11 protein-coding genes are annotated in these 12,610 nt (G+C 54.6%); all 11 read left to right on the top strand.

Annotated features, from left to right (window positions below; genetic code table 11):
- Nucleotides 1–9 precede the first annotated feature (9 nt).
- On the top strand, nt 10–978 hold the full coding sequence (locus OGV57_RS21095; protein WP_032941266.1) for a Csu type fimbrial protein: 969 nt from the start codon (nt 10–12) through the stop codon (nt 976–978).
- A gap of 321 nt (nt 979–1,299) precedes the next feature.
- Nucleotides 1,300–2,574: a Glu/Leu/Phe/Val family dehydrogenase gene (locus OGV57_RS21090; protein ID WP_003841543.1), complete on the top strand. Its 1,275-nt coding sequence runs from the start codon at nt 1,300–1,302 to the stop codon at nt 2,572–2,574.
- Between the two features lie 325 nt (nt 2,575–2,899).
- Complete coding sequence (gene dhaK / locus OGV57_RS21085; RefSeq protein WP_003020880.1) at nt 2,900–3,970, top strand: dihydroxyacetone kinase subunit DhaK; 1,071 nt, start codon at nt 2,900–2,902, stop codon at nt 3,968–3,970.
- Between the two features lie 11 nt (nt 3,971–3,981).
- Nucleotides 3,982–4,614 carry a dihydroxyacetone kinase subunit DhaL gene (gene dhaL, locus OGV57_RS21080; protein ID WP_003020881.1) on the top strand — a complete coding sequence of 211 codons (633 nt, stop codon included), beginning with the start codon at nt 3,982–3,984 and terminating at the stop codon, nt 4,612–4,614.
- Between the two features lie 10 nt (nt 4,615–4,624).
- Nucleotides 4,625–6,055, top strand: coding sequence for a dihydroxyacetone kinase phosphoryl donor subunit DhaM (dhaM, locus tag OGV57_RS21075; protein WP_054528443.1), 1,431 nt, complete (start codon nt 4,625–4,627; stop codon nt 6,053–6,055).
- Between the two features lie 170 nt (nt 6,056–6,225).
- Entirely contained in the window at nt 6,226–7,938 is a 1,713-nt protein-coding gene (locus OGV57_RS21070; protein WP_003841545.1) for an alpha,alpha-trehalase, read from the top strand.
- A 207-nt stretch (nt 7,939–8,145) separates the two neighbouring features.
- Entirely contained in the window at nt 8,146–9,168 is a 1,023-nt protein-coding gene (locus OGV57_RS21065; protein ID WP_044700219.1) for an ABC transporter substrate-binding protein, read from the top strand.
- Between the two features lie 26 nt (nt 9,169–9,194).
- Nucleotides 9,195–10,154: a FecCD family ABC transporter permease gene (locus OGV57_RS21060; protein ID WP_369700862.1), complete on the top strand. Its 960-nt coding sequence runs from the start codon at nt 9,195–9,197 to the stop codon at nt 10,152–10,154.
- Nucleotides 10,151–10,912: an ABC transporter ATP-binding protein gene (locus tag OGV57_RS21055; protein ID WP_054528444.1), complete on the top strand. Its 762-nt coding sequence runs from the start codon at nt 10,151–10,153 to the stop codon at nt 10,910–10,912. The genes OGV57_RS21060 and OGV57_RS21055 overlap by 4 nt, the downstream gene beginning before the upstream one ends.
- A 9-nt stretch (nt 10,913–10,921) precedes the next feature.
- A complete protein-coding gene (locus OGV57_RS21050; protein ID WP_032935412.1) occupies nt 10,922–11,734 on the top strand; it encodes a class I SAM-dependent methyltransferase in 813 nt (270 codons plus the stop codon).
- On the top strand, nt 11,731–12,588 hold the full coding sequence (modD, locus tag OGV57_RS21045; RefSeq protein ID WP_054528445.1) for a ModD protein: 858 nt from the start codon (nt 11,731–11,733) through the stop codon (nt 12,586–12,588). Before OGV57_RS21050 ends, modD begins: the two co-directional genes overlap by 4 nt.
- The last annotated feature ends 22 nt before the right edge of the window (nt 12,589–12,610 follow it).

Raw genomic sequence — 12,610 nt, 5'->3', positions numbered from 1 at the left:
AGTACGTTCATGAGGTTAAGACATCTGCTACTCATCGCTGCCGTACTTTTTTGTCCGGCTATTAGCCATGCGGTTACCTGTTCAGTGAGCAATGTTCAACCCATAAATTTAGGTTCGGTCAATCCACTGTCTGCAACAGGCGCAACGTCATCAATGACGTTCAGTTACACCTGCACCAAAGAGCTTGGTGACGCGCTGGCAGGGATCAATCTCTGTTTTAATATTGGCGCCTCGGCCGTCAGCGGCCAGGTGACACCGCGAAATATGTCATTAAGCGGAACGCCTGCCAGTACACTGGCATACCAGCTTTACCAGGATAGCGGGCGCACCAAAGTTTGGGGCAGCCAGTATCAGTCGGGAACCACTTTTCCCATGGTACAGCTTAACCTGCTGAATCTGACGCCAGTGACGGGTTCACTCACGGTATCGGCGCAGATCGTCACACCACAAACCGCAGCCGTCCCCGGAAATTATCAGGATAACTATACGACGGCAACAGCCCTTGTCACTCTCAATCCCGGATTGCTTTTCCCGCCAACAACCTGTGGCGATACGGTTGCCGCCAGGCTGCCTTTCACCGTATCGGCGACCGTAAGCAAACAGTGCAATATCACCTCTGCAACCGATATTAGCTTTGCGCCAGCCAGGGCGACCGGGCGTAACCTTACGGCTTCAAATACCGTGGGCGTAGCATGTTCCAATAACACGCCTTACACCATCGGGCTTCAGCCCTCCAACGGTAATACGGCAGGCAGCGGCGTGATGGCGGGCACGGGGTCAAATACGGATAAAGTCCCCTACCAGCTTAGTTCGACGCCAGGTCCTTCCGGTACGGTCTGGGGCAATACATCACTCAATACCGTCGCGGGTAACGGTACGGGGACAACGACTACCTACCCGGTTTACGCCACCGTCCCCAGCGCGAACTACACGCCAGACAACTATGCCGATACCGTTACCATCGCCGTAACCTACTGACCTCATCTTAACCGCAATAAAGCAAATACATTTTGTTATCAAATTATTTACTTTTAGAGGTGCGTCATAAATCTAACAAATTACGATTTTTATATATTCTGCATATTAAATTACGCGCCCTGCAAAACAACCCAATTACAAGCAAAGACACAGAATAACTATTCAATCGCAAGTTAAAGCCCATACTAATCATGGCGATAATTCGTGCTGGTCGGGCAGGCCCTTCTATGAAAAAAATGTTAAATTTAGGTTTATATGGTGAGATTCACTGTATACCACGGCCAAATTAAGAACATATTACTTTTATAACTAAGGTTTATCATGGATAAGTTATCTTACGCTTCAGATAGCAGCACATCTGCCTGGAATACCTACCTGCAACAAATCGAGCGTGTGGCCCCTTACCTGGGCGAACTTTCCCATTGGGTGGATACCCTGCGCCACCCAAAACGCGCGCTGATTGTCGATATCCCGGTGCAGATGGATGACGGCACTATCCGTCATTTTGAAGGGTATCGCGTGCAACATAACCTCTCCCGCGGGCCGGGCAAAGGCGGTGTGCGTTATCATCCTGATGTTGATCTTAATGAAGTGATGGCCCTGTCCGCATGGATGACCATCAAATGCGCAGCGTTGAACCTGCCGTACGGCGGTGCCAAAGGTGGAGTGCGCGTCGATCCGTTCTCGCTGTCTGAAGGCGAACTGGAGCGTTTAACTCGTCGTTATACCAGCGAAATCGGCATTATCATTGGGCCGCAGAAAGACATTCCTGCGCCGGATGTAGGTACTAACGGAAAAGTCATGGCCTGGATGATGGATACCTACTCCATGAACCACGGCACCACCGTGACCAGCGTGGTCACCGGTAAACCTATTCACCTTGGCGGTTCATTAGGTCGTGATAAAGCCACCGGTCGCGGCGTTTTCGTCAGCGGTCTGGAAGTCGCGCGCCGTGCCAACATCGAAGTTGAAGGTGCTCGCGTTGCAGTGCAAGGTTTTGGTAATGTCGGCAGCGAAGCCGCCCGACTGTTCGCGGCAGCTGGTGCACGCGTAGTCGCGATTCAGGATCACACCGCTACGCTGTTTAACTCCACAGGTATCGACATGACCGCGTTGTCTGCCTGGCAGTTAGAGCACAAACAGATTGCCGGTTTCCCGGGCGCTGAAACCATCGCCAGCGAGGCCTTCTGGAGCCTGGATATGGATATTCTTATTCCTGCCGCGCTCGAGGGTCAGATCACCCGTCACCGTGCGGAAACCTTGACCTGTAAACTGGTACTTGAAGGCGCTAACGGCCCAACCTATCCGGATGCCGATGATGTGCTGGCAAGCCGTGGTATCGTGGTTGTGCCTGACGTGGTCTGTAACGCCGGCGGCGTAACCGTCAGCTACTTCGAATGGGTTCAGGATATGGCAAGCTTCTTCTGGAGTGAAGAAGAGATCAACAATCGCATGGACAAAATTATGACTGATGCGATGGTGCATGTTTGGGAAAAAGCAGCTGAGAAATCCTGCTCCCTGCGTACCGCAGCCTACATCGTTGCCTGCGAACGCATTCTGCTGGCACGAAAAGATCGCGGAATTTATCCGGGTTAACGCCGAAATCGACCATGCCTACAAACCACCTGTTCTGCAGGTGGTTTGTTTTCCATAAAAACTCGTTCAAAAACTTTCCGCACAAATACCGCCCGACCTCTCACTTTCGCTGTTTTATGCACCATGACGTTCCAATACGGAACATTATTATGCTGCTATGTTTCGTATTGAAACGCTGTTCACAGCAATTTTCTTTTGCAAACCCGTGTGCAAAATTACCTTATCGGCAGCGAGCGGTCGCCGTGACGTTGTACAAACCGATACCCTACATCAGATGCCTGCCCGAATTTGGCAGCCATCCAGGACTGTCTGCGGAGCATAAATAATGAAAAAATTGATCAACCGTGTTGAAGACGTACTGAATGAACAACTCGCCGGACTGGCGAAAGCGTATCCTTCCCTGGCACTGCATCAGGACCCAGTGTATGTCACCCGCGCAGATGCACCGGTGATGGGCAAAGTGGCGCTGCTTTCCGGCGGCGGCAGCGGGCACGAGCCTATGCATTGCGGCTACATTGGTCAGGGCATGCTCTCCGGCGCCTGCCCGGGTGAGATTTTTACCTCCCCCACGCCGGATAAAATGTTCGAATGCGCCATGCAAATTGATGGCGGCGAAGGCGTGCTGCTGATAATCAAAAATTACACCGGCGACATTCTTAATTTCGAAACCGCTACCGAGCTGCTGCACGAAAGCGGCGTCAAAGTCACCACCATGGTGGTGGATGACGATGTGGCGGTGAAAGACAGTTTGTATACCGCCGGACGTCGTGGTGTGGCTAATACCGTATTGATCGAAAAACTGGTCGGCGCGGCCGCCGAACGCGGTGACTCGCTGGAAGCCTGTGCGGCTCTGGGTCGTAAGCTGAATAACCAGGGCCACTCCATTGGCATAGCCATTGGCGCCTGTACCGTTCCGGCAGCCGGACAACCGTCGTTCACGTTACAGGATAACGAGATGGAGTTTGGCGTAGGTATCCACGGGGAACCGGGCATTGACCGCCGCACCTTCACCTCTCTCGATCAGACCGTTGATGAAATGTTCGACACCCTGCTGGAAAACGGTAACTACAGCCGTACGCTCCGCCACTGGGACAACGTCCAGGGCGCGTGGCATGAAGGTAAAGAAAGCAAGCGTGCGTTACAAAGTGGCGATCGGGTTATTGCGCTGGTCAATAATCTCGGTGCGACGCCGTTGTCTGAACTCTTCGGCGTGTATAACCGCCTCGAAAGCCGTTGCCAGGATGCAGGCATCGTCATTGAGCGCAACCTGATCGGTTCTTACTGTACCTCTCTGGATATGACCGGCTTCTCCATCACCCTGTTACAGGTGGATGACGAAACGCTGAACTTATGGGATGCACCGGTTCACACCCCTGCCCTCAACTGGGGTAAATAAGGAGATTAATGATGTCCCTCAACAGAACACAGATTGTTAACTGGCTCTATCGCTGCGGTGAAATATTCACCACTGAAAGTGATTTTCTCACCGGACTTGACCGGGAGATCGGCGATGCCGACCACGGTCTGAACATGCATCGTGGTTTCAGCAAAGTCGTTGAAAAGCTGCCGTCCATCGCAGACAAAGACATCGGCTTTATTTTGAAAAACACCGGTATGGTGCTGCTCTCAAGCGTCGGCGGGGCCAGTGGACCGCTGTTTGGCACGTTTTTTATCCGCGCCGCCCAGGTTACTCAGGCTCATCAAAGCCTGACGCTTGAAGAGCTGTATCAAATGATTCGTGATGGCGCAGAAGGTGTGATTAGCCGCGGTAAGGCTGAACCTGGCGATAAAACCATGTGCGATGTCTGGCTGCCGGTAGTGGAGTCTTTACGCCAGTCATGCGAACAGAAGCTGAGCGTCCAGGCGGCTCTGGAAGCGGCAAGCCAACAAGCGGAAGTCGCAGCGCAAAGCACCATCACCATGCAGGCTCGCAAAGGCCGCGCCAGCTATCTAGGTGAGCGCAGCATTGGGCATCAGGATCCCGGCGCAACGTCGGTCATGTTTATGATGCAAATGCTGGCTCAGGCGTCCAGAGAGTAAGGATAAAGCGATGGTAAACCTGGTTATTGTTTCTCACAGCGCCCAACTGGGCGAAGGCGTCGGCGTGCTGGCCCGGCAGATGTTAATGGGTGATGGTTGCAAAATCGCCATTGCCGCAGGCATTGACGATCCTGAGAATCCGATTGGCACCGATCCGATTAAGGTGATGGAAGCCATCGAGTCCGTGGCCGATACGGACCACGTGCTGGTGATGATGGATATCGGTAGTGCATTACTGAGTGCGGAAACCGCGCTGGAACTGCTCGACCCTAACATTGCCGCCAAAGTGCGTTTGTGCGCAGCACCACTGGTTGAAGGCACACTGGCCGCGACGGTTAGCGCCGCCGCAGGTGCTGATATCGATCGGGTCATCCGTGATGCCATGAACGCCCTCGACGCCAAATGTGAACAACTGGGTTTACCTTCGCCATCCGCAGCGAAACCCGCATCCGCTGAACTGTCTCCCGACGCTGATGCCCGTTCTGTTGCCATTGTGGTGAAAAACCCTAACGGCATCCACGTCCGCCCGGCTTCGCGGCTGGTTTCTGCGTTGTCTGGTTTTAACGCCGACATGTGGCTGGAGAAAAACGGCAAGTGTGTGGTCCCTGATAGCCTGAATCAAATAGCCCTGCTGCAGGTACGCTGTAATGACACGCTACGCCTGATTGCTAAGGGCGAACAGGCAGAGGATGCGCTGGCCGCATTTAAACAGTTGGCGGCAGAGAATTTTGGTGAATCGCTCGAGCCCGCGCATACTGATAACAAGGCAACTCTGGCTCCCTCAAAAGTCACGGGGACGGCATTTTGTCACACGCCGTTCTCGCCAAAGGTAAACCCGCAGTCCGCCGCATCACTGCAGGCTGAGCAGCAGCGATTACAGACCGCCATCCAAAGTACGCTGAACGATCTGAGCAAACTCACCGCTCTTGCTGAAGAACGATATTTCGCAGATGTCGCCGCCATCTTCTCCGGTCACCACACGCTGTTGGACGATCCTGAACTGTTTGAAATGGCCTGCGATGTAATGCGTGAAAAACAATGCAGCGCCGCCTGGGCCTGGCATCAGGTGCTGAGCGATCTCAGCCAGCAGTATTTACAGCTCGATGACCCTTATCTGCAGGCGCGATACATTGATATTGAAGATTTGCTGTCTCGTTCACTGCAACATTTGACGGGAGAGAGCGCACAAATTCCCGCGTTCTTGCGCCCCACTATCCTGGTCGCTGATGTCATTTATCCGTCTACGGTACTGCAACTCGATCCGAAGACCATCAAAGGTATCTGCCTGCGGGACGGCAGCGAAGCCTCTCATCCGGCGATTATCGCTCGTGAAATGGGTCTGTGCTGGATGTGTCAGCAAGGCGCTGCTCTCGATAGCATAAAGATGGGCGATACTCTGACCATTGACTGTGTCACACAGCGGATAACCCGCGCAAACTGATACCGAAGCACACCCTTTTCGACAAAGGGTGTGCTTCTTCCCTATTCGCGTCGGGAAATGTCTGTTTGTTCGCAAAATGGGGTGTCGATCACGCGCAACGGTCGATCCTGAACTAAGGTTTTCTCATGGTAAATGCCGCTACTTCGGCACACCGCTAAGGAGATTAACCGATGATAACGCCTGCAACTCGCCATCCAGGCCTGCTTTCTGTTGCAATAAAACTGACTCTCGCCAGTACCTTTTTTGCCCTTTCCTCTTTTGCCGTCAATGCAGAAGACGCGCCAGCCGCTACACCGCAGCCGCCAGATATCCTGCTTGGACCTCTGTTTAACGATGTACAAACGGCTAAACTGTTTCCAGACCAGAAAACCTTTGCTGACGCAGTTCCTAACAGCGATCCTCTCATGATCCTTGCCGATTACCGGATGCAGAAAAATCAGTCCGGATTCGACTTACGCCATTTTGTGGAGGTGAATTTCACCTTACCGAAAGAAGGCGAGAAATACGTTCCCCCGGCCGGGCAATCATTACGCGAACATATTGACGGACTGTGGCCGGTCCTCACCCGCTCGACAACTGACGCTGAAAAATGGGACTCGCTACTGCCACTTCCAGAGCCGTATGTGGTGCCTGGCGGGCGTTTTCGCGAAATATATTATTGGGACAGCTATTTCACCATGCTGGGGCTTGCCGAAAGCAATCACTGGGATAAGGTCTCGGATATGGTGGCAAACTTCGCTTACGAGATTGATTCCTGGGGACACATTCCTAACGGCAACCGCACCTACTACCTGAGCCGTTCGCAACCGCCGTTCTTTGCCTTTATGGTTGAACTGCTGGCGCAGCATGACGGGAATGACGTGCTGAAAAAATACCTCCCGCAGATGCTCAAAGAGTACAGTTACTGGATGGAAGGCGTCGAAACACTCCAGCCCGGTCAGCAAAATAAGCGCGTGGTTAAACTGGATGACGGTACCATTTTGAACCGCTACTGGGATGACCGCGATACGCCGAGGCCAGAGTCCTGGGTCGAGGATATCGCCACCGCTAAAAGCAACCCCAATCGCCCTGCCACAGAAATCTACCGCGACCTGCGTTCAGCGGCTGCGTCCGGCTGGGATTTTAGCTCCCGCTGGATGGACAATCCTAATCAGCTGGGCACTCTGCGCACCACCAGCATCGTTCCGGTCGATCTCAATGCGTTGATGTACAAAATGGAAAAAATGATCGCCCTCGCCAGCAAGGCTGCCGGTGATGATGCCAAAGCGGCGCAGTACGATGGCTTCGCTAATGCCCGACAAAAAGGGATCGAAAAGTACCTGTGGAACGACAAAGAAGGCTGGTATGCCGACTACGATCTGAAAAGCCATAAAGTACGCAATCAGCTCACGGCCGCCGCCCTGTTCCCGCTGTATGTCAATGCGGCGGCAAAAGATCGCGCCAGTAAAGTCGCCACAGCTACCCAGGCACATCTGCTGCAACCGGGCGGCCTTGCTACCACGTCGGTGAAAAGCGGCCAGCAGTGGGATGCCCCCAACGGCTGGGCCCCGCTCCAGTGGGTCGCAGCATCCGGGTTACAGAATTACGGTCAGGATAACGTTGCGATGGATGTGACCTGGCGATTCCTTACCAATGTGCAGCACACCTACGATCGAGAGAAAAAGCTGGTTGAAAAATATGACGTGAGCACCACCGGCACCGGCGGTGGTGGCGGGGAATATCCATTGCAGGATGGTTTTGGCTGGACCAACGGCGTCACGCTAAAAATGCTTGACCTGATCTGCGCCAAAGAGAAGCCCTGTGACAGCGTACCCGCATCGCGGCCAACACCGACAAGTACACCACCAGCCGAGCCTAAAAAACAGACTCAACCGACGCCATAACGTCATTACCTGAGCCGTTTTACTCCCCGAATCCGCGCTTCGTCGCGGATTTTTCTGTCATATTTTTCGCCATTTAAGCTGCCTCTAACCCCTCTAGCCCTTATGGGGTATCCGGTGTTTTCATCCGTGAGAATTTGATTCTGAACATGTTTTTATTCGCTGTATATGTAAATATATAGCGAATTTGTAACCTTCAGGATACTGATAATGGCAATGACAAGACGGATGTTTGCCCAACTCGTGGCATCTGCACTGCTGCTACGCCATCTTCCCGCATTGGCGCAAACGCCGCTAACCGTTGCCGTTGGAGGCTCGCCAGGGCCGAATATAACCCAACGCGTGGTCAGTGCTGGCGCGCCCGCTGACATGCTACTGCTGGCTGTCGCGCCAGAAAAAGTGGTGGGTTTTTCCTCCTTTGATTTCTCTCGCCAGACCGCCATCCCGTTTCACGATGATATTCGGAGTTTACCGAAACTGGGCAGGCTGGCGGGCCGCGCCAGCACGCTCTCGCTTGAAGCACTCCTGGCGCTTAAACCTGATCTGGTTATTGACTGCGGTAATGCCGATGAAACCTGGCTTTCTCAGGCCAGACAAGTGAGCGCACAAACTCACATACCCTGGCTGCTGATTAACGGCGAACTGCGCCATACCCCAGAGCAGTTGCACGCAGCCGGTGAAGCATTGGGCGTCGTCTCGCGTACCGCAATGCAGGCCGCGCTGGCCCGTCGATTTATCGATAATGCAATAGCTTTCTCGCATACAGCTGCGGCGAATCTGCGTTTTTATGCCGCGCGCGGTGCCAGAGGACTGGAGACAGGTTTACAAGGTTCTCTGCATACCGAAGCGGCAGAACTGCTGGGGCTACAGAATGTGGCGCACATCCCCGGACGACAGGGGCTCACACAGGTTTCAATGGAAAATCTGCTCAGTTGGCAGCCCGATATTATTTTGGTGCAGGATACGATGACAGCGCAGCACCTACGAGAAGATCCGATCTGGCAAGGAGTCAAAGCAGTTGCGGACCGGCGCATTCTGTTTCTCAGCGGTCTGCCGTTTGGCTGGTTGGATGCACCTCCTGGCATCAACCGCTTACTGGGATTACGCCGCCTGCACGCCTGGCTTGATCCGCAGGTTAACGCGAGCTTTAAAGCCGATATGCAGCGCTACAGCGAACTGTTCTGGCATACCACGCTAAGCGATGCACAGTATCAACGTCTGGTGGCAGTCTGATGAAAACATCTACTCTCGGTTTTCTGATGATTGCTACGGTGGTGCTTTGCGCGAGCGTCGCCGCGGTATCGGGCGCATACCGCCTGAATGCACAACAGGTTGTGAATCTTATTACAGGTACTGATGACGTCCCGATGCAGGACAAAATCGTCTTCTGGCAAATCCGCCTGCCGCGCATTCTGGCCGCATTGCTGCTTGGCGCGGCGCTGGCAAGCGCAGGAACCACCTATCAGGGTATGTTCCGCAACCCGCTAGTCTCGCCGGATATCCTCGGCGTGGCGGCGGGTGCCGGTTTAGGTGCCTGTACGGCAATACTTTTCGGATTACCGATCCTTTTCATTCAGCTGTATGCGTTCACCGGCGGTTTATTCGTGGTCGCCGGTGTCTGGTTGATTACCCGGCGAGTCAAGCGTCACGACCCGGTGTTAACGCTGGTGCTGGTCGGGATTGCGCTGGGCACGGTATGCGGCGCGGGAATTTCACTCATCAAAACGCTGGCCGACCCGTATACCCAACTTCCCTCCATCACTTTCTGGCTGCTCGGCGGTTTATCAACGATTACGCTGCACGATCTGTGGTTCTCGGCACCGCTGATCTTGGCAGGACTGGTCCCGCTATTGCTGCTGCGCTGGCGCATGAACCTGCTCACCCTGTCGGATGATGAAGCACGATCGCTTGGCATCAACGTCGCCCGACTGCGTCTGGTACTGATCGTCTGCGCAACGTTAATCACCGCCTGCACCGTCGCCATCGCGGGCATCATCGGCTGGATTGGGCTGGTTGTGCCACATATCGGCCGACTCCTCAGTGGCAATAACCACCAGCAGCTACTGCCGGTTTCCATGGGGGTCGGCGCCATTTTGCTGCTGCTCACCGATACCCTCGCCCGTACGCTGAGCAGCACGGAAATTCCGCTGGGGATCCTGACTGCATTTATTGGCGCACCGTTCTTTTTGCTGCTTTTGCTGCGAGGAAATCGACCATGACGCTACTGACCGTCCTCCATGCGTCGTTGGGATACCACAGTAACCAGCCCGTGCTACGCGATGTCTCATTTCAGGTTTCGCCCGGCTCAGTCTGTTGTCTGCTTGGTGCCAACGGTAGCGGAAAAACCACCCTGATGCGCACCATTCTCGGCGTTCTTTCGCCGCTTCACGGTGACATTTTGCTTGATGGCATCGCCATAAATCATCTCAACGATCGGCAACGCGCCGCCACTATTGCCTGGGTCCCTCAGGCGCATGACGGCGCATTTGCCTTTAGCGCACTGGACATGGTGATGATGGGATTGGCCCCGCAACTGGCGGCATTTGCGGTTCCCGGGGCTAAAGAACACGAAATTGCTCATCAACAACTGGCGATGCTGGGGATCTCTCACCTGGCGCCCCGGCGCTGGAACACTCTGAGCGGCGGAGAGCGCCAACTGGTATTGATTGCCCGCGCGCTGGCGCAACGTCCGCGCCTTTTGTTGCTGGATGAACCCGCTTCCAGCCTGGATTTTGGGCATCAGATCCGTCTGCTCGACACGCTGGTGACGCTGAAAAATTCGGGTATGGCCCTGCTGATGTCGACGCATCATCCGTTGCACGCCCGGGCAATCGCCGACAGCGTGGTACGCGTTGAACCGAACGGTGAGGTTTCGCAGGGGCTTCCTGAACACCAGCTCGCCACCAATCGCCTGGCTGCGCTGTATCACGTTACACCGTCACAAATTGCCCACCACCTCTTTGGCTCTCACAATTAAGGAATAAGAATGCTCATTGACGACATTGATTTTGCCGATCTTTACCGTAAACAGTTACAACTGGCGAACAGAACCGAGAAAAAGCCGGAGCACTGGGATAAACGTGCGGAAAAAATGGCAGAGAATTGCGCCTCATTAACCGACAGCTATTTGCTACAGCTATTGGGGAAAATCGACCTGCAAGGAGCGGAGTCGCTGTTTGATATGGGCTGCGGTCCCGGTACGGTCTCGCTGGCGCTGGCTAAAAAGATACCAATAATTTACGGCGTAGATTACAGCCAGGGAATGCTGAGCGTTGCTGCCCGCCGCGCTGTGCAAATGAACGCCCGTCACGTACAGTGGGTGCAGCGGGCCTGGGAAGAACACTGGGATGATTTACCCCAGTGCGATATCGCCGTCGCCTCGCGCTCTACGCTGGTTGCCGATATGCGCCAGGCGATGACCAAACTGAATAATCAGGCCCGGCTGCGGGTTTACACCACCCATCTCGTCAGTTCATCTTTCGTTTCCCCCACCATTCAACGTGCGCTGGGCCGCGAGGTGATTGAGCTTCCCAACTATATCTATGCGCTTAATGTCCTGTATCAGATGGGGATCCACGCGCACGTTGATTTTATCCGCGGCCCCAACTGTCAGCAGGACAACAGTACCTGGACGCGCTTTCTGGAAAACGTGCGCTGGAGTATGGGCGAACTAAGCGCCGACGAGGTCGAACGTCTGGAAACCTGGTATCAGCAGCAGGATCCACGCGCGATTGCCCCTGCCAGCCGTGACTGGGCGCTTATCTGGTGGGACAGCGTCCCACGGGAGGCGCTGCGATGATCTACTTTTCGCAGGCGCAAACCGACGCGCTGCTGCTGGAAGATATTCAGGGCGGCGATCTGACTACCCGCGCGTTGGGAATTGGCGCACAGCCGGGCGTTATGGCGTTTTACCATCGCCAGGGCGGGTGTGTTAGCGGCACCGCCGTTGCCAGACAAATGCTGACGTCATTAGGGCTGACAGTCAGCGACATGGTGGCCGATGGTGAACAGGTAAGTGCAGGACAGCGATTGATTTGTGCGCATGGGAATGCGGCGGCGCTGCACCAGGGCTGGAAAGCGGTACAAAATGTCCTGGAGTGGAGCTGCGGAGTTTCGGGCTATCTTGAGAGCATGTTGAGCCAACTGCGCCAACGCTATCCTGATGGGCAGATTGCCTGCACCCGCAAAGCCATTCCCGGCACGCGTTCGTTGGCGACTCAGGCAATACTCGCCGCCGGGGGCATTATTCATCGCGGAGGATGCGCCGAAACGGTGCTGCTGTTCGCTAATCACCGCCGTTTTCTTACCAACCCAAACGACTGGACAAACGCGGTTGCGCGCTTACGCAGCCATGCGCCAGAAAAAAAGATCGTCGTCGAGGCGGATACGCCAGATGAAGCATTAGCCGCGCTACGCGCCGCGCCCGATGTTCTGCAACTCGACAAATTCACCCCTGAGCAGGCGACAGACATTGCCCGCCTGGCACCTTCACTGGCCCCTCATTGCACGCTGGCGCTGACTGGCGGCATTACCCTCGCCTCGCTGGCGAGTTATCTCGACTGTGGCATCAGGCTCTTTATCACTTCCGCACCTTATTACGCTCCACCTGCGGATATCAAAGTTAGCCTGAGCCCGGACGCACGTGGCATATAACATTAAAAAATGGACTAACAAT

The organism is Citrobacter sp. Cf087 (assembly GCF_030334285.1).
GTDB lineage: Bacteria > Pseudomonadota > Gammaproteobacteria > Enterobacterales > Enterobacteriaceae > Citrobacter > Citrobacter freundii.
Note: the sequence above shows the minus strand (reverse complement) of the source record. Positions and strands in the feature narration are given on the sequence as shown.